The sequence below is a fragment of the Bacillus cereus group sp. BfR-BA-01347 genome (genome assembly GCF_022663835.1).
Lineage (GTDB): Bacteria > Bacillota > Bacilli > Bacillales > Bacillaceae_G > Bacillus_A > Bacillus_A thuringiensis_K.
The window spans coordinates 240,353-258,402 of the sequence record NZ_JAKUGG010000006.1; the positions used below are offsets into that span (position 1 = coordinate 240,353).

Here is an 18,050-nt window from a genome sequence, read left to right on the forward strand (position 1 = left end):
ACGTACTTTTCAATTATATGTGACTCATTCATACTAATACGTAAAGGGTTGAATAATTTATAAAGGGGATGAAAAAAGATGAAAACACTTGTAATTGTAGCACATCCTGATATTGAAAAATCAAAAATTAATAAAAGATGGATTGAAGAACTTGAGAAATATTCGGATGAAATTACGGTGCATGAATTGTATAAAGTGGCACCGAATTGGGAGTTTAATATTGAAGAAGAGCAAAAGTTATTAGTAGAACATGACAGATATATATTTCAATTTCCGCTTTACTGGTACAGCTCACCACCATTATTAAAAAAATGGTTCGATGATGTATTAACATATGGATTTGCGTACGGATCTAAAGGAGATAAAGTGAAGGGGAAAGAATTTGGTGTAGCTATTTCTATAGGTGGATTAGAAAAAGACTATGAAAATAGTGGAATTACAATGGATGAGTTGACGAAACCATTCCAAGCTACATGCTTATACACAGGTATGGAATTTATACCTTCCTTTTATTTATATGGTGCAGAATATAAACTAAGTGATGAAGAGATTGATAAAAGTGCACCTGAGTATGTGCAATATGTGATGAACAAGAAGTATTCTAATATATAATGGGAAATAGCCATTTACTTGTAAAGTAAATGGCTATTTTATATTCTTCTTATATTCACTAAGTGTAATCTTTAGTAAATTAATAGTTAATCTGGTAAAATAAAAAACCTAACATATATAAAGGGGAGTTTTACTTGAGAACGATGCGACAATTATTACAAAAGAGAGCAATGCAATCACCAAGTTTGGAAGCGCTTGTAGGGGGGAAGAAAAGATATTCGTTTCAGCAATATAATGAACGAGTAAATCAGTTTGCACATTATTTGTTACATAATGGTGTGCAAAGAGGAGATCGTATAGGAATACTATGCAAAAATAATCACCCATTTCCAAGCGTTATGATGGCAAGTTTAAAAATTGGAGCGGTATTTATTCCGCTAAATCATCAGCTGACTGTTTATGAATTAGAAACGATTGTAAAAGAAGCGAAATTAAAAGTGTTAGTTATTGATGAAGAATTTAGTGAAGTGTTATTAAAGGTTGATGCTGTTAAAGAAATTCCTTATGTAATTCAAACGACAAAAGAAGGCTTTGGTTCATTTGAATTAGAGTTGCAAAAACAGCCAACGACAGAACCGAACGTAGAAGTTCATGAAGAAGACGATGCCATTTACTTGTTTACATCAGGAACGACTGGACAGGCGAAAGCATGTGTAATTGGACATAAAAACTTACATCATTATTTTGCTGAAATTGCGGGACAAAGAGAAATCCCAGCAGGTGAACGCTTTTTATCTGTGCATCCATTGTTTCATATGAGTGGCGTGCTTTCTATTTTAAATTGTATTTATCATGGCGTTACGATGATCTTCTTAGCTGATTCGAATCCTGCTCTTATTTGGGATAAGATTGAAGAAGAGAAAATTACTACGATGCTTGCTTTCCCAGCCGTTTATAGCTACATGCTTGATGAACTACATAAAAAAGAACGTAACATTTCAACCTTTAAAGTAGCACAAAGCGGTGGTACAAAAGTGCCAGAAACACTCATTCAAAAATATATGGAAAAAGGCATATATATGGTGCAAGGCTATGGTAGTACAGAAGGTTGGGTTGTAACCTCATGGCATCCAATGATGGGAAAAGAAAAGATGTCTTCTGTAGGAAAGACCTTGAAAAATGTAGAGGTGAAAATTGTTCATCCGGAAACAGGACATGAACTAACAACAAATGAAGTTGGAGAGATTCATGTGAAAAGTCCATACATGTTTAAAGGATATTGGAATAATGAAAAGGCGACAAAGAAGGTAGTAAAAGATAACTGGTTTAACATGGGTGATGCTGGCATGATAGATGATGATGGATTCCTGCATATTATGGGAAGATATAAAGACGTTATTATACGCGGTGGTGACAACGTATATCCAGATCAGGTAGAAGATGTTATTCATGAAATACATGGTGTTTTAGAAGTTGCAGTAGTTGGAGTTCCAGATGACTTTTGGGGAGAGGTTCCAAGAGCTTATCTTGTGAAGGATAGCGAAACAACATTAACAGAAGAAAGTATTCTTCAGTATTGCAAAGAGAAATTAGCAAGTTATAAAATACCAGAAGTAGTATTCATAGATGAGTTGCCGAAAAACGCTTTAGGAAAAGTGTTGAAGAGGGAATTACGAGATGCAGTTCTTGTGAAATAGAAAATTATGAAACGATGGAGAACCCAGTTATGTATAAAGCATGACTGGGTTTTTATGTATCAAAAACATAATAATTTACTAGATTTTGTATTTTGTGTAAGATGATAAAGAATATTCGATTAATAATTCGAGGGATGAAATTAAATGAAGCTACCGTTATTAGAAGTAGAGACGGATAGACTCATTATTCGTCCATTTCAAAAAGGTGATTATGAAAGTTGGTTAGATGGATTTAACAAGAGACTGCCATCGCAGTATAAATATGACGATTGCTATCAAGTTCTGGCATCATCAACAAAAGCATGGTTCACGGAATGGGTAAGAGGTTTTGATGAAGCAGCACATAGAGATGAGATGTATGTATTAGGCATTTTTCGTAAAGAAGACGGAGCTAAATTGGAAAGCTAGAGCTAATAAAAATTTTACGTATGGACTATCAATGGGTGATGATGGGATACTCGATACATAATCAATATTGGAGAAATGGATATGGTGTTGAAAGTGTGAAAGCTGCGTTACCGTTATTTTTTAGTAGCCTTGATTTTCATAGAATCGAATTACATATATGTGTTGATAATGAGCCATCAGTGCGTCTTGCGGAAAGAGCAGGCTTTTCATTTGAATGCAAGAGAGAGGCGTTTTCATTAGAGAATGGTAAGTGGATGGATTTTCTTATTTATTATAAAAATAAGGAGATGAATATATGAGAGTGTTTATTACAGGTGGCAGCCGCGGGTTAGGATTACAGTTAGTAAAAGTATCTTATGAAAATGGGCATATCGTTTATCCATTAATTAGAACTGAGGTTGCGGTAACGCAATTGAAGCAAATATTTAGTGGTAGATGTTTTCCTATAATGGCAGACTTATCGGCTGATGAGAGTACGGAGCAAATTAAGAAGCAGCTTGAGGAATATACAGAGTATGTTGATCTAGTTATAAATAACGCTGGCATTACTGGGAAGGAGACTGAGATTTTACATACAAATTCAGAAGAGTTAACGAACTTATTTAATATTCATTGCTTAGGTGTAATTCGGGCTGTAAAAGGTACATATGTGGCGTTGGCTAAATCGAATCATCCGAGAATAATAAATGTGTCCTCTCGATTAGGATCATTACATAAAATGGCGAACAAAAAGTTTCCGCAAGGCCAGTTCTCATATTCATATCGAATTGCTAAAGCTGCACAAAATATGTTAACACTCTGCTTACAACAAGAGTTTGAGAATAAAGGAATTCGTGTAACTGCCATTCACCCAGGAAAATTAAAAACTGATATTGGTGCCTTTGATGCGAATATGAATCCGGCTGAAGGAGCAAAAAATATATATGATTGGGTAATAGATTCAAATGAGGATATTTCAGGAAAGTTTATTAAGCCTGGTGTGGGGGAATTGAAGTGGTGATATACGATCTTGCAATCATTCAGAATCTATTTGGCCCTTCTAAAAAAGTATTAAATGGCTTACCAAATGCAGTAACGATTGAAGAGATAGAAGAGAATGTTCTTTATGATGTACAAACTTATAAAGAAAAGATAAGTAGATTTGAAGAAGTTTGTTTTAATTGGGAGTTAAAAAGAGCGAGTATTGTATTAAACAAAAGGTTTAGTAGTTATAAATCAAGTGTGAGAGTGTTACTTGATGCCGGTTTTTCTTTGTATGCCGCAAAGATAGAAGTATGTAGAGAATTGAACAATGTAGAAGGACCTGAAAGACAATATACATATCGATCAATAGCAGAAGGAACGTTAGCGGAAAAAGAATTTAAATATATTTGGGAACAATGTATGTCGGGTTCAGGGAATCAAACTTCAATTTTAACTATCGATGAGCATTTTTATTCAGTGCAAACAGAGTTAGGTACGGGCTGGGAAAAGTCATGTATTGTTTTTTATGATAAAAATGAGCCGATTGGTATGTCCATACCGCATATAGAAACTGGAACAGAAAGTGAAGGACGATTATTTTATTTTGGGGTAATGCCTTATTATCGCGGGAAAGGAATTGCTTCCCATATGCATCTTCAATCGTTGCATATGTTAAAGGAAATGGGGGCTACTTATTACATTGGAAGCACACATACTTCAAATGAAAAGATGCAGAGGATATTTTGGAGAAATAATTGTTCGTTGAAAACGAAGATAGAGCTTTATTATAAAATCTTTAAAGAAGGTTAGGAGAAAAGAAAATGAAGACTATAAACGTATTTCATTACGACGCATTTACGAATAAACCAAATAAGGGAAATCCAGCAGGTATTGTATTAGAAGCAGATGGGTTAATGGAAGAGGAAATGCAAATTATTGCTGAAAAAGTTGGATATAACGAAACAACTTTTGTTCTTTTCTCAGAAGTAGGAGATATAAGAATGCGCTATTTTACACCTGGTTTTGAAATGGATTTATGTGGTCATGGGACAGTAGGGACGATATTTGCCTTGCGCGAAAAAGGTTTATTAGAAGAGAAAAGTAACCTTACGATTGAAACGAAGGCTGGGATTTTACCGATACAAATAGGTGTAAATGAAAATGGAGAAACCTTTATTAAAATGAGGCAGGCAGCACCTCAGTTTAAAGAATTTACAGGTTCAAAAGAAGAATTAGCTCAAAGTATCGGTTTAGAAGTAAATGATTTAGATGTAAGTTTACCGATTGTATATGGAAGTACTGGTAATTGGACTGTAATTGTACCGATTAAAAATCTTAATGCATGTGAGAGAATGACACCTAATAATGCTGCATTTCCATCAGTATTAAAAGAAATACCTAATGCTTCTATTCACCCCATTTGTCTAGAAACTTATGATGAACTAGCACAAATGCACGGCCGTCATTTTTCATCAGCTTACGCTGGGACGATTGAAGATCCAGTGACAGGAACAGCTTCAGGTGTAATGGGAGCGTATTATGCGGAGTATTTAGAGAAAGATTTTGAACATGAATTGGGTTTAATCGTTGAGCAAGGACAGGAAATAAATAAAGATGGTCGTGTAACTGTTTATGTAACGAAAGGGATAGAAAACGAAAAGTTACAAATAGATATTGCTGGAACAGCGGTGTATGTAAAAGAGTTTGAAATTTCGATATAAAGTGAAACTTTAATCAGTGGGGGTCTTACTGCTCGGTGAATAGCGCGATAAAAAAGAAAGCCCGGAATACATCCGGACTTTCATTATCTGTTCAATACTTCAATGTACGAAGCATCTCCAGTTGTTCTTAAAGCGGAGCGGAAATTATTATTTTCTAACGCCTTAGCAACTTGTTGTAACTGCTGTGCATCATCATGATGAATAAGTAAGCTGTCAGCACCGCTTTCCTCTATATGAATGTGTTCGACATTTCCGATTGCATCATGTACAGCTTTTAAAAATTCAGGTTTCATATTGTCCTCCTATATGTATGTAACGTTGTAATTTAGTATTTCCTTATTTATGAAATATAAAAGTAAATGAAAGGAGAAATAAAAATGAATATAAAGCAGTTTAAAGAACATATAACATCACTATTTGGAGAGCATCTTCATAAATATGGCGATGATGAATATGGTTTTACTTATATAAGTAAAGAAGAGTTTCACAAAATCGGTTACACAACAAATTTAACGTTAGAAACTATTGAAGAAGCGTATCGAAATGGAGTCGATATGATAGTTACACATCATGCGCCGTGGAGTTTTTTATTTGGTATGGAAGAGGCTTGTATTGAGAAATTGAAGCAATATGAAATGAATCATTTTTGGATTCATTTGCCGTTAGATTTTGTAAAGTTTGGCACGTGTACATCGTTATTTAACGAAATTGGGATAGATACAATACTGGAATATTCAACCTATGAGGAAGAAGAACTACCGGGAATAGGAGAATATAAAGAAGCGATTCCTTTTTCAAACTTAGTTGGAAAACTTGAAGAAAAAATGGAAGAGAAAGTGAAGAGCTGGAGAAATCACGATAAACTAGTAAAACGGATTGCGATTTTAACCGGTGCAGGAAACAACACAAATTTGATTGAGCGTGCATTAGAGAAAGGGTGTGACACGTACATAACCGGTGAAAAAACATTATATACAGTTCAACATGCGAAATTTAAAGGAATTAATTTAATTGTAGGCAGTCATACGTTTACAGAAGTGTTTGGTGTAGAAAGTTTGGCTCATAAGTTAAAAGAAAGAGATAATTCAATAGAAATTACTAGATTAAATGAAGATCATTTGGAGTGAAGAAATCACATCGCATTACCATAAATGGAATGAACTATATAATGGAATATTGAAGGAAGCAGTTGCAATGAAATAAAATTATTTTTTGTTATATTAAGATTTTTAGGGGGAATTCCCTTATGTTTGTCAAATAATAGTAAAGTTGTCTTTTGAATTAAGGGAATATTCGGAGTTGAAGGGTGAGAGAATGGACATTTCAATAATCACTGCACAACTAGTTAAGGAAAAAGTTGTTTCACATTATCCAAATAGCGTAAAAGCATTAAACGGGGGAACGACAAGTACTATATATTTGTTAGATGAACAAACGTTATAAAGTTGAATGAATCGGATGTCATACGTGAAGAAGCTTATTTTCTTCAGTTTTATAAAAAGGACGAATTATTTCCAAAGCTTTTATATAAGGAACCTTTAAATCGCTATATTGTTTACTCATTCCTTGAGGGCACAACTTCTTGCAAACTAGGCCATAAACGGAGTGTTCTTTGTAAACTTGTAAAGAAAGTTATCAATAAGTATGAAGTAGCTACAGAGGTTGATGGCTGGGGATGGAAAGAAAATCCGGTTCAATCTTGGAATGAATTTTTAACAACAAATGTGATAGAAGCTCATGAAAATGTAAGATGTTACATAAGTGAAGAAGAGTATAGAACGGTTCTTAAGTTAGCAAATAGGGACGCTGGAATAAATCAGCCGTTTTTATTACATGGTGATCTTGGATTTCATAACTTTATATTTAAAGAGAATGAGCTGCATGGTGTAATTGATCCTTTACCATTGTTAGGAAATCCTATATATGATTTAATTTATGCGTTCTGTTCAACCCCGGAAGATTTAACAAAAGAAACAATCGATTATGCGATGAAACAATGTGTATTTCATAAAAAAGACCGTGATTTATATGAAGAAATAGTCATAGGATTATATTTGCGTATAGATACATGTTTACGGCACCACCCGAAAGATTTAGAAGATTATTTAGAAGCTTGGCGTTATTGGATGGGTGAGGTTGAGGTGACTTTATAGTACAAATATTTTGGGGGAGATAGTGAGATGAATGTTGCAGAAGCGAAAAAGGATTTACTGTAATGCCATTATTGGTTACAGTTGTCTATTTACTTACTTTTATAAGTTTATTAATTGAAAATAAAAAAGTAGATCATTATCAACAAAAATCAGCTTAATAAAAATATAGGGATAGGGGAAATTATTATGAAAAATTTCGTTTGTACAACGTGCGGTGTGCAGTATGCAGCGAGTGTAGATGAACCGGTGAGTTGTCATATTTGTGATGAAGAAAGGCAGTATGTGAATCCGAAAGGGCAGTCTTGGACGACTTTAGAAAATTTGCAAACAGATGATACATATAAAAATGAAATAATCAAAGAGGAAAATGGACTTTATAGTATTACGACAAAACCAGGATTTGCGATCGGTCAAACGGCATTTATAGTGAAAACAGAGTCATATCGTTTACTATGGGACTGCATTACGTATTTAGATGAAACGACAATTGCGAAAATAAAAGAGCTTGGTGGATTAGATGCAATTGCATTGTCTCATCCTCATTATTATTCAACGCAAGTAGAATGGGCAGAGACATTTGATGTACCAATTTATATACATGAAGATGATAAAGAATGGGTGATGCGCCCAAGTAGTCGTATTATTTATTGGTCTGGTGAGTCTTTACAATTAGCGGATGGGATTACTGTACATCGTCTTGGAGGACATTTTAGTGGTGGTTCTGTATTGCATTGGGAAGAAGGTAATGATGGAAAAGGGATTTTGTTAACAGGTGATATTATTCAAGTCGTAGCAGATGAGAAGTGGGTAAGCTTTATGTACAGCTATCCAAACTTAATTCCATTACCAGCGAGAAAAGTGGAAGAAATGGTGAACCGAGTGAAGCCGTTACAGTTTAATCGTTTATACAACGCTTTTCATCGAGTAGTAAAAGAAAATGCAAATGGGGCAGTTGAACGTTCTGCTGAAAGATATATAAAAGCAATAGAAGGAAAGTTGTTTCATACGTAAAAGGAGAGTAGCTTAATGAAAACGTTAGTATGTTTTGGAGATAGTATTACAGCTGATGAAACATTTTTTGATGGAATGCCGAGATTAACACCACGTTTGCAAGAGATGTTTCCGAAATGGAAAGTAGTGAATGCAGGTGTTCCAGGGGATAATACATTGGATGCGTTACATAGGATTGAAGAAGATGTAATATCATATAAACCAGATTTCGTAACAGTTTTTCTTGGTACGAATGATGCAGTTTCTTTTTCTCAAGTGTCATTACAAGCATATAAAGAAAACTTAGAGAAGATTGTGAACCATATTTCATCAGATAAAGTACTACTGATTAGTCCTGCACCAGTTGATGAAGAAAGACAGCGTAATAGAACAAATAGAGTGCTGGGTCAGTATGCAGACGTGGTGGAGAAAGTGGCGAGGGAAACAGGAAGTTATTTTCTAAACGTATTCGCTGAAATGATTCAAGAACGGGATTATAAAAGATTTGTAGAAAATGATGAAAAAGATGGATTACACTTTGGACCAGAAGGCTATGAGTATGTAGCGAGGTTAATTGGTGAAAAGTTAAAAGGAATGTTATAAGGAGCAAAGCACTTAGTGCTTTGCTTTTTCGTATTTCTTTCGCAGTCCATAAACTTATTGATCGCTGTAATTTGGACAGATATTTTGCTTTTTTATGTGCGTAAAAGGCTAATGCTGTTTTAAAGTAATATAAATTTATTTTTTAAAATTTATATTTCGTAGTTGAAAATCAATAAGTGTGTAACTATAATAGTTACAGTGAGTTTGTTGTTTTGAAATATACACATTGAATTACAAGAATGAAAGGAGTTTTTATGTAAATCAAAAAGTTATAAAATCTATTAATTTTTATAATAAGATAAAAAGCATTTCGGTTCATACACATTATTAAATATGTTAATTCTAATAGAAAACTAGAGGTGGAAAGATGAAAAATTTTAAAGGTATGTTGATATCATCACTTGCAATTACAACTTTTGCTGGAGTAGGTACGACATTTGTAACAAATACAGTACATGCTGCTAATAACGATTCTAGTAAAATACAAGTTCGTTCTAATAAGAGTATAAACACAACGCCTAGCTCGAGATTGCCTGTATTATCAGTGAATCCTTATGATGATCGTAGATTTTCGAGACAGGGATATCTTGAAGAGGCACCTTTAGGAATTAATGCTCCTTATGCTTGGGGAATTAAAGGAGGAGATGGTCAAGGAGCAACCTTTGTAGATTTGGAAGAAGGCTGGTTATTAAATCATGAAGATTTAGTCGGTCAAAATATTGAATTTATGTCTGGAAAAATGAGTAATGATCTTTCTCACGGTACTTCAGTTCTAGGTGTTGTTTCTGCAGCTGACAATGGGATTGGGAACATTGGGATTGCACCAAAAGCAAAGGCAAAAGTAATTTCAGTGATTCGAGATAATGGGAGAATCGATGTAAGAGATGCTATTTTAAGTGCCGTAGATTCTTTACAGGCTGGAGATGTTTTATTAATAGAAGAATCCTTTAAATATGATGGATATGGAGATGACCCTTTACCAGTAGAAGTATACCCGAGTATATTTAACGCAATTCGCAAAGGTACAGATAAAGGCATTATTATTGTAGAAGCAGCTGGTAATGGTGGGATTGATTTAGATGAATTTAAAGACCGTAATGGTAAACAGATTTTAAATCGAAATAGTCCAGACTTTAAAGATTCAGGAGCTATTATAGTTGGAGCATCTACTGCAAGAGTTCCTCATAAACGTTTAGGTTTCTCTAACTATGGTAGTAGAATTGATGTATATGGTTGGGGAGAGTATGTTGATACATTAGATACATATCAAAATCAAAATAGTAAAGGACAAAAAGTTACAGATCAGAATATAATGAATCGTTATACTTCTAACTTCCGTGGTACTTCTAGCGCTTCGCCTATAATTGCTGGGGCTGCTGTATCAATTCAAGGGATTGCTAAAGAACATTTAGGTAAGGCATATACACCAAAAGAATTGAGAGCAATTTTAAGTAATCCTAATACAGGCACAAAGTCTAATAACCCATCATCTGATAAAATAGGGGTTTTACCAGATTTAAAAGCGATTTTGTCTAACCTTGGATTTCATAGTGATTTGACTACCAATGATCCTATGGTATTTCCAGATAACGTAGAAAAAAATGAAGGAAAAGAAAATTCAACTTTCGTATTTCCAGGTGAAGAAACAAAACGAACCGGGGATAAAAATTCAACTGTAAACTTCCCAGAAGAAGATTTAAAACAGGAGGAAAAAGAAGAGGGATTAATTGTTTTTCCGGATTAATAAAAATACTACCTTCCATTTGGAGGTAGTATTTTTTATTTCGTGTAATTAACAAGAGTGCATGAAATTTGTATTTGTTTATCTTTCATAATGAATTTAACCACAAAATCGAATATTTGACTGTTAATTAACTTTCTCGTCTCAATCAATTACATGAATTAATCTAGAAATGCTTGCTGCAATGCTTTCAGTCCATCGCTGTAGATACCATAAAACAGATTTATTGCCTCTTCAACACTAACCTCAACAGGAGTGAACGTACCAGACCACTCTACTAATGATGTGTTACTTTCAGTACCTTCTTTAACTTGGATTGTAGATAAATAATTAGTGACCGGGAACGGTGCATTCATGATTGAATACATGTAGTAACGTTCCTTATCATTGAATACTTCTAAGCGTTCTATAATTGTTTCACCCTCTGGATTAGCTAGATGACGTACACGACCGCCTTCGGTTAATTTACTACTAGGTATATAAGGTAACCAGTCTGGAAGGGAGTTGAAACCTCCGATTAATTGCCATACTTGTTCAGGTGATCCAAAAATTTCCATAGATATAGTAGTATATGCCATGTTCATTACGCTCCTTTTCATCCCGGTATTTACGGGTAAATAATCAGTAGGGGATAAACCGCCCCACTGATTAAAGTTTCACTTTATAGGTCCATAACTTATAGTGAGAATGAATTTTATCGTGGATTTTTTATTTAATATATAATTATAAAGTTAAAACTATATACTTTTAATGATTAAATTATATAATAAATATAGAAACGAAAATTTATGAGCAAGGAAGTTGAAAAATATGACATTAACAATGGGCTTTATTGGATTTGGAAAGTCAGCTAACCGCTATCACTTACCTTATGTAAACACACGTAATAATATAAAAATAAAAACGATTTTTGTACGGCAAATAAATGAAAAATTAGCGGCTCCATATGAGGAAAAAGGTGTTTACTTCACTACTGATTTGGATGAATTGTTGAATGACAAAGAAATTCAAGTGGTGACGGTCTGTACGCCAGCACATACGCATTACGAATTAGCGAAAAAAGTTATACTTGCTGGAAAATCAGTTATCGTTGAAAAACCATTTTGCGATACAGTGGAACATGCGAAAGAATTATTAGCTTTAGGACGAGAAAAAGGTGTAGTAGTTATGCCTTATCAAAACCGCCGTTTTGATGGTGATTTTTTAGCTGTGAAGCAAGTAGTTGAACAAGGATTCCTTGGTGATATTATTGAGATTGAATCACATATTGATTATTTCCGTCCTGGTTCAATCACTCATGAAGCTCCAAAAGAAGAAGGTTCATTTTATAGTTTAGGTATTCATACGATGGACCGCATGATTTCACTATTCGGCCGTCCAGATACGGTGACATACGATATTCGTAATAATGAAATGGAAGGTGCGGTTGATAACTATTTCGATGTTGGTTTACATTACGGAAATCAGTTGAAGATTAAGCTGAAAACAAACCATGTCGTAGCAAAAGATTATCCACGCTTTATCGTCCATGGAACAAATGGATCATTTATTAAATACGGTGAAGATCAGCAGGAAAATGATTTGAAAGCGGGGATTATGCCTGAGAGTGCAGGGTTTGGTGAAGATTCACCGATGTACTATGGAGTTGCTAAGTATCGTAATGCAAATGGTGACTGGATTGAAAAACAAATTAAAACGCCACTTGGTGATTACGGTCGTTTCTATGATGCCGCGTATGAAACAATTATAAATGGTGCACCAAAACTTGTGAAAGACGAAGAAGTGGTAACGAATATTGAAATCTTAGAAAATGGATTTGCTGCCCCATCACCTTCAGTTTACAAACTTGAGGCTTTACATTTGAATGAATAGAAGAGAGTTTGCAGTATAAAGGAGGTATGGAAATGGCAAGCGGATCAACACAAGTAAAATACCTCGGCATTTATCAAAAGATTAAACAGCAAATTTTAGACGGTGAATATAAAATCAACGAAAAAATTCCGAGTAGCCCCGTCCTTGCTGAAGAATTTGGTGTTTCAGCCCTTACTATTAAGAAAGCGCTGGATCTATTAGTTAGAGATGGCTACATTATCCGCCGGCGTGGAAGTGGAACAGTGGTGCAAGATTGGCGTCAACAGGAAAAGGCACGAATGATTCAAACTTTAACGGGTACGAAAGCTGTATACGGCAGTGAGGTAGAAAGTAAAATTATCGAGTTTGCGATTGTTGGGGCTGATGAAGTAGTTGCTGAGAAATTGGGAGTTTCAATCGGTGATTTCGTCTATAAAATCATTCGCCTCCGCATCATTCACAGCATTCCGACGATTATGGAGCATACATGGATGCCAATTTCTGTTATCCCAGGTGTTGAGGCTTCTGTTTTAGAGGAGTCGATATACTCACATATTCAAAATAAACTTGGTCTTGAAGTAGGGACATCTGTTGTCAGGGTTAAAGGAATTCGCCCAGATGATAGGGAAAAGCAGTTTATGAACTTAACAAATCAGGATTTCCTAATGCGAGTTGAACAAGTAGCTTATTTAACGGATGGACGAACTTTTGAATATTCTTATGCAGATCATCTACCCGAAACCTTTGAGTTTGAAACAGTCATTACTGCAAAAAATTATAAAGAGATATAAAAATCGGTTGAGGCAAGTATTGTCTCAACTGCTCCTATTATACGTTAATAGAATGAATCCAAGACTTAACATTTGATTTATAGAACTGTAAAGTTTAAAATTACAGTATAGTTTTTAGAAGTGAGTTGTTATCGTCTGTAAAATGTAGATAAATTAAATATTCTCGAATAAATAATATTGCTTGTATTTGATTCTAAACTGTAATTTTTTTTAATACATTTCAATAAACGATGTTTAAAATGTACGTTTCATAACATTAAAGGAGTGAGTTAAATATGGTAATTCTATATACAACAGCAAGCTGTGCCTCATGCCGAAAAGCGAAAGCATGGCTTGAAGAGCATCAAATTGATTATATTGAAAAAAACATCGTATCAAATTCTATGACAGTTGATGAGCTTAAATCAATTCTTCGTTTAACTGAAGAGGGGGCTACTGAAATTATTTCAACTAGATCGAAAACTTTTCAGGACTTAAATATAAATATTGAGGAGCTCTCGCTCAATGAATTTTATACATTAATAATTGAGCATCCACTAATGTTACGTCGCCCAATTATGCTGGACGAGAAAAGATTGCAGATTGGTTTTAATGAGGAAGAAATTCGTAAATTTTTACCACGTAGCGTTCGAACGTTTTTGAACATTGAATTGCAAAAATTGGCCAATTAATAAGTAGTATTTTTTAGAAAAAGTTTTTTGAAAGGAGGAAGCAGAAGATGATTGAAGTATGTGTTACAGTTAATTATAATGATAGAAATTATCAAACAAATGTTATTGTGAGTAAAGATACGATTTGGACAAAAATTGAACAGTTGGCAGAAGAACAAGTGAAGAAACAGTGGAGTGTTTAATTTTATTTTCAACTTAAAAAGCTAAATGAAGTTATCAGATATAGGTGGGACCGGATAGAATATAAGAGAATTAATTTTTTATGGCAAGAAGTATTCTATATGTTTTAACGTTCTAACCTATCTGTAATATTTATGGCTACAGTATGTTAATATATGAAAAACAATATTTTGAATCGTAGGAGGAAAATCATGAACAGCGACTTTACCTTGGCCATTCACAGTTTAACTTATTTAGCTTTACAGCCAGACCGGATGTCAACAAGTAATGCTATTTCAGAAAGTGCAGGTGTACATCCAGTACGTATTCGTAAAGTGCTAAGTTTGTTAAAAAAACATAAATTTATACAATCGAAAGAGGGAACTGGTGGAGGTTTTATTTTCGCTCGCGATTTAGATGAAATTAATCTTTGGCATATTTATCAGATAACCTCTGAAGGTGCTTTGCAGCCGAAGTGTCCGGAATCAAACAATCAGTGTGTTGTAGGTTCGAACATGCGAAAAGTTCTTTTCGCTATTTTCTTAGGTGCTGAAGAACATCTAGGTGAATACTTAAAGAATTATACAATGAAAGAAGTTGTTGACCTTATCAATCAAGAGCGTTAAGGGGGCTTAATTATTATATAGCCGTGAGTTCTTAACGCTTAAATGTAATGAAAAATATTACAGTATAATTTGTTTTTATATATTTTTTATCGTCACAAAAAATATTTATAAGAAGGTGAAACGGTATGATGTCAAATAATAATCATGTTTTAAAAGTAGGAGATTGGGTTCGTGGAATATCAAATGAAGGTGAATTAATAGTTGGTTATATTGTATCACTTGATGATGTGGAGGATATAGTTACAGTTAGTATTGTGAAACGTGACGGCAAGTACACAATAAACGAAGCGATTTTACTCTTTAGTAAACACGTTAACAAACTCCCTGAATCAAAGGTAATAAATAAGGAACAAATCCTTTATCTTATAGATCTTGCATTATTAACAGGGGATGAAGAATGGTTTATCGAGCTTTCTTCAAAATTAAACTCGATAAAAGAGCTAGTTAATGAGGGATTTTAAAATTTAAACTTTTGAGGGTGCACACAATCCGCCTTATGGAGAGGACGCAATTACTTTTCGCATAAAGGGAAACGATGTAAAAACGATTCATTACAAACATAGAGATATTCCTGAAGAAGAGCCGAACAAATTACAATTAAGATGATATTGAATTGATTTGTTTGTGTATTCCTGATAACGATAATTATGTAAATGAGCTGTCCATATGGGGCAGCTTTTTTGTTTTTTGCTCAGTGTAGCTTTTTAAATTGTATATGAATTCAATATTGATAATATATATCCTGAAATTTGGTTTATGTATTTTTGGTTTTTTTCTTTTTACCTACATTAATTATTTATTACAATATCTTTTATGTTTAAAATAAAATTTTTTGATAAAAGTGGATATAAGTGTCTTTATAATAAATCACCTAGAAAGATAATGTATTATTGTATTTTTTTACTAACTAATTCAGCTTTAAGTTATAAAAACAATGGCTACATGCTAACTGTAAAATATTATCTGTATAAAATTATTCCACTTTAATATTTCTGAAAATATAAAAATATTAATTTTATAAATATACACGTTATAATGAGGGCGTCGAGAGAAATTTTATTATCTCTGGAGAAAATATAAAAAATGCGATTCTTAGTAAGAAAGGTGTGTGATTAGAGGCGAAATGTATGTAATGTGCTTCAGTGGCTTGTGTAAGCAATATCATCAGTGCTACCGAAGTTATGAAGGTAATGTATAGAATTGAGAAAGAAATGCCTCGCAAATTAAGAGAGGCCGGTTTAGCTAAAATTACTGTTAAAAGTAAAAAAGAGAAACCATTAAAGTAATACACTGTTATTAGAAATGTTGCAACGTATTTATGAAGTCTATTCTATATTGTTCTCTTAAGGGGTCTTTATATAAAGAGCGGATATTACGAGTAAACTTTTTTGTGAACGCTAACAATTATATTAGGACGCTAATTAGTGAATGTTTCAATTTGGATTCATTATGATGAAGGACATACAATGTGGGGCAACTTGTAAGGAATTCATTTTCCAGAAAGGGAATATTTGTTAGATGCAAAGAGAGATGCAGGAATAGATACAAGGGGGAGTTATTATATGAACGGGAATACTGCAAAGAAAATAGAAGTTCAAGCTGAAAATACCGCACTAAAAAATGAGCAATATGCAGATCCGAAAAAGTGGCATAAGCAGGATACTACATGGGCACTGAGTCTATTTGGAACTGCAATTGGAGCAGGGGTGCTCTTTTTACCGATTAATGCAGGTTCAGGTGGTTTATTATCTTTACTACTAATTACATTACTTGCATATCCAGTTATGTACTACTCACATAGGGCGCTTGCTAAAATGATATACGCTTCTAATTCTGCTGATGAGGGGATCACAGGTACAATTAGAGAGTATTTCGGAAATAAAGCGAGTATCATTTTTAACATCGTATATTTCGGTTCAATTTATACAATCGTGCTAATGTATTCGGTTGCGCTTACAAACACTGCAAGTAGTTTTATCGTGCATCAATTGCACATGCCAGAACCTCCAAGAGCTATTTTATCACTTGTATTAGTTCTTGGTCTTATCGCTATACTGAATTTTGGTCAAGATATTACTGTAAAGGTAATGAGTATGTTAGTGTATCCTTTCATAGTTTCTCTACTTTTTATCGCAATATCTTTAATTCCACAGTGGAATACGTCAATGCTTAGTTTTTCAGCTGTTTCAACTGCTTCAACAGGAACAGGCTATTTTGGGACGATATTGATGATTCTACCAATCATCGTATTCTCATTTAATCATTCACCTATGATTTCATCATTTGTTGTGAAACAGAGAGCTACGTATGGAATCGAAGCCACTGATGCTAAATGTGCGCAAATACAAAAGGTTTGTTATATCATGACATTCGCTGTTGTTATGTTCTTCGTTTGGAGTAGCGCATTGAGCTTGACTCCAGATGATATAAAAATGGCAAAAGAACAAAACTTATCAATTCTTTCATATCTTGCTAATGAGCTTAATTCGCCTGTAATCACTATTGCAGCTCCAATTATTGCTTTTGTGGCTATTACAAAGTCTTTCCTTGGCCATTATATCGGAGCATTTGAAGTAATGCGTGACATGATTATTAAGTTTGGTAAATCACGTGGAAAAGATATTGAAGAAAAAACAATTAAGACAGTAATCCTTACTTTTGTTGTATTATCATGCTGGTTTGTTGCTTATACAAATCCAAGTATTCTTGGACTTATTGATTCTCTAAGCGGTCCTTTAGTTGCTGCTATCTTATGTCTATTACCGATGTATGCGATTCAAAAAGTGCCAGTACTAGCTAAATACAAAGGGAAAATGAGCAACGTATTTGTTATTATTGTAGGTGTACTTACTGTCTTAGCAAGTATTAAGTCATTATTCTAATTCATTATTATTCGTATTAGTGTAAAAATAGTTAACATGAAAAACTTTTTGGACAAACTTCTCACATTGGAGAGTTTGTCCTTTTTTAGTCATTCTATCAACTTGCCGACAAACAGCCACCTTCCAGGCAGTGAAGTGCACCCCAATTGTTAGACACAGTCTAACAATTGGAGGTGCATTTTTTATGGCTAAATTTTCTTCAAAAGAAAAAATCCAAGCGGTGAAACGATATTTAGATGGTA

Annotated in this window: 19 protein-coding genes and 4 pseudogenes; 20 read left to right on the top strand and 3 right to left on the bottom strand. The window is 34.0% G+C overall.

Translation table 11 applies throughout. The features are described from left to right. The first annotated feature begins 78 nt into the window (after positions 1-78). The 6 genes and pseudogenes from MR143_RS12720 to MR143_RS12745 all read left to right on the top strand — a co-directional run bounded on the left by MR143_RS12720 (position 79) and on the right by MR143_RS12745 (position 5,341). On the top strand, positions 79-612 hold the full coding sequence (locus MR143_RS12720) for an NAD(P)H-dependent oxidoreductase (RefSeq protein WP_000855231.1): 534 nt from the start codon (positions 79-81) through the stop codon (positions 610-612). Positions 613-755: 143 nt separating this feature from the next. Next, positions 756-2,249 (top strand): class I adenylate-forming enzyme family protein, encoded by a 1,494-nt coding sequence (locus MR143_RS12725; protein ID WP_003302073.1) that lies wholly within the window; start codon positions 756-758, stop codon positions 2,247-2,249. 144 nt (positions 2,250-2,393) lie between these two features. Continuing rightward, positions 2,394-2,956, top strand: a pseudogene (locus tag MR143_RS12730) (GNAT family N-acetyltransferase). Then, positions 2,953-3,657: an SDR family NAD(P)-dependent oxidoreductase gene (locus MR143_RS12735; RefSeq protein WP_199717908.1), complete on the top strand. Its 705-nt coding sequence runs from the start codon at positions 2,953-2,955 to the stop codon at positions 3,655-3,657. The pseudogene MR143_RS12730 and the gene MR143_RS12735 overlap by 4 nt, the downstream one beginning before the upstream one ends. After that, a complete protein-coding gene (locus tag MR143_RS12740) occupies positions 3,654-4,430 on the top strand; it encodes a GNAT family N-acetyltransferase (protein ID WP_002164109.1) in 777 nt (258 codons plus the stop codon). The genes MR143_RS12735 and MR143_RS12740 overlap by 4 nt, the downstream gene beginning before the upstream one ends. Before the next feature lie 11 nt (positions 4,431-4,441). Then, the gene (locus MR143_RS12745; protein ID WP_199717909.1) at positions 4,442-5,341 is read left to right on the top strand and encodes a PhzF family phenazine biosynthesis isomerase; all 900 of its coding nucleotides are present in this window, start codon (positions 4,442-4,444) and stop codon (positions 5,339-5,341) included. An 83-nt stretch (positions 5,342-5,424) separates the two neighbouring features. Here the strand turns inward: MR143_RS12745 and MR143_RS12750 are convergent, their stop codons facing one another. Then, on the bottom strand, positions 5,425-5,634 hold the full coding sequence (locus tag MR143_RS12750) for a hypothetical protein (RefSeq protein WP_000801650.1): 210 nt from the start codon (positions 5,632-5,634) through the stop codon (positions 5,425-5,427). A gap of 84 nt (positions 5,635-5,718) precedes the next feature. Between MR143_RS12750 and MR143_RS12755 the strand changes: the two genes are divergently transcribed. The 6 genes and pseudogenes from MR143_RS12755 (at position 5,719) to MR143_RS12775 (ending at position 10,831) form a co-directional block, all read left to right on the top strand. Next, complete coding sequence (locus tag MR143_RS12755) at positions 5,719-6,468, top strand: Nif3-like dinuclear metal center hexameric protein (RefSeq protein WP_001022436.1); 750 nt, start codon at positions 5,719-5,721, stop codon at positions 6,466-6,468. A 187-nt stretch (positions 6,469-6,655) separates the two neighbouring features. After that, positions 6,656-7,494 (top strand): annotated as a pseudogene (locus tag MR143_RS12760) (aminoglycoside phosphotransferase family protein). Positions 7,495-7,535: 41 nt separating this feature from the next. Continuing rightward, positions 7,536-7,652, top strand: a pseudogene (locus tag MR143_RS33700) (DUF7010 family protein); the annotation flags it as partial. 28 nt (positions 7,653-7,680) lie between these two features. Next, complete coding sequence (locus MR143_RS12765) at positions 7,681-8,505, top strand: MBL fold metallo-hydrolase (RefSeq protein WP_000788155.1); 825 nt, start codon at positions 7,681-7,683, stop codon at positions 8,503-8,505. Between the two features lie 15 nt (positions 8,506-8,520). After that, positions 8,521-9,087 carry an SGNH/GDSL hydrolase family protein gene (locus tag MR143_RS12770; RefSeq protein ID WP_046945741.1) on the top strand — a complete coding sequence of 189 codons (567 nt, stop codon included), beginning with the start codon at positions 8,521-8,523 and terminating at the stop codon, positions 9,085-9,087. A gap of 367 nt (positions 9,088-9,454) precedes the next feature. Then, on the top strand, positions 9,455-10,831 hold the full coding sequence (locus MR143_RS12775; RefSeq protein ID WP_046945742.1) for a S8 family peptidase: 1,377 nt from the start codon (positions 9,455-9,457) through the stop codon (positions 10,829-10,831). A gap of 158 nt (positions 10,832-10,989) precedes the next feature. Here the strand turns inward: MR143_RS12775 and MR143_RS12780 are convergent, their stop codons facing one another. Continuing rightward, on the bottom strand, positions 10,990-11,406 hold the full coding sequence (locus tag MR143_RS12780; RefSeq protein ID WP_089148905.1) for an SRPBCC family protein: 417 nt from the start codon (positions 11,404-11,406) through the stop codon (positions 10,990-10,992). A gap of 232 nt (positions 11,407-11,638) precedes the next feature. Between MR143_RS12780 and MR143_RS12785 the strand changes: the two genes are divergently transcribed. From MR143_RS12785 to MR143_RS12820, 8 genes and pseudogenes are all read left to right on the top strand, one after another. Further along, positions 11,639-12,700, top strand: coding sequence for an oxidoreductase (locus MR143_RS12785; protein WP_000176634.1), 1,062 nt, complete (start codon positions 11,639-11,641; stop codon positions 12,698-12,700). A gap of 32 nt (positions 12,701-12,732) precedes the next feature. Further along, entirely contained in the window at positions 12,733-13,470 is a 738-nt protein-coding gene (locus MR143_RS12790; protein ID WP_000146278.1) for a GntR family transcriptional regulator, read from the top strand. 275 nt (positions 13,471-13,745) lie between these two features. Beyond that, positions 13,746-14,141 (top strand): transcriptional regulator SpxA, encoded by a 396-nt coding sequence (spxA, locus tag MR143_RS12795; RefSeq protein ID WP_000236190.1) that lies wholly within the window; start codon positions 13,746-13,748, stop codon positions 14,139-14,141. A 47-nt stretch (positions 14,142-14,188) separates the two neighbouring features. Beyond that, entirely contained in the window at positions 14,189-14,323 is a 135-nt protein-coding gene (locus tag MR143_RS12800) for a BA3454 family stress response protein (protein WP_000573530.1), read from the top strand. 189 nt (positions 14,324-14,512) lie between these two features. After that, positions 14,513-14,926: an Rrf2-family transcriptional regulator SaiR gene (gene saiR, locus MR143_RS12805; protein WP_001083465.1), complete on the top strand. Its 414-nt coding sequence runs from the start codon at positions 14,513-14,515 to the stop codon at positions 14,924-14,926. Positions 14,927-15,051: 125 nt separating this feature from the next. Further along, a complete protein-coding gene (locus MR143_RS12810; RefSeq protein ID WP_000987461.1) occupies positions 15,052-15,387 on the top strand; it encodes an IDEAL domain-containing protein in 336 nt (111 codons plus the stop codon). Positions 15,388-15,394: 7 nt separating this feature from the next. Beyond that, positions 15,395-15,532, top strand: a pseudogene (locus MR143_RS12815) (DUF3888 domain-containing protein); the annotation flags it as partial. 956 nt (positions 15,533-16,488) lie between these two features. Then, the gene (locus MR143_RS12820) at positions 16,489-17,808 is read left to right on the top strand and encodes an aromatic amino acid transport family protein (protein ID WP_001014169.1); all 1,320 of its coding nucleotides are present in this window, start codon (positions 16,489-16,491) and stop codon (positions 17,806-17,808) included. Here the strand turns inward: MR143_RS12820 and MR143_RS12825 are convergent. Then, on the bottom strand, positions 17,800-18,050 hold a 251-nt coding region (locus MR143_RS12825), incomplete at its 5' end, for a hypothetical protein (RefSeq protein ID WP_242280790.1). The genes MR143_RS12820 and MR143_RS12825 overlap by 9 nt on opposite strands.